Origin of the sequence: Desulfallas sp. Bu1-1 (assembly GCF_015594625.1) — a bacterium.
Classification (GTDB): domain Bacteria; phylum Bacillota; class Desulfotomaculia; order Desulfotomaculales; family Desulfallaceae; genus JADNRQ01.
Genome location: NZ_JADNRQ010000131.1, coordinates 1 through 255 on the forward strand (window position 1 = coordinate 1; position 255 = coordinate 255).

Here is a 255-nt window from a genome sequence, read left to right on the forward strand (position 1 = left end):
CTATTTACCCGGCGGAGCAACTGGGTTCGGCCCGCGAAATGATTGAAGCCACCCAAATGGGTGCGGAAGAAGCGGTTATATTGCCCAGTTCCAACTTTACCGGCTTTGAACCCAACATGAGTATTCTGGATTTGCCATTCCTCTTCCCCAGCAGGGAAGTTTGTTATAAAGTTGTCGATAGTGAAGTCGGAGACGCGCTGTTAACCACCCTTGAAGATAATGGTTTAGTAGGGGTGGCCTGGTGGGAAAGCGGCT

Annotated in this window: 1 protein-coding gene; it reads left to right on the forward strand. The window is 50.6% G+C overall.

The window, feature by feature from the left end; translation table 11 throughout:
• Nucleotides 1–255 (forward strand): TRAP transporter substrate-binding protein DctP (gene dctP, locus IT084_RS19210; protein WP_195714206.1); only part of this gene is annotated, 255 nt, incomplete at both ends.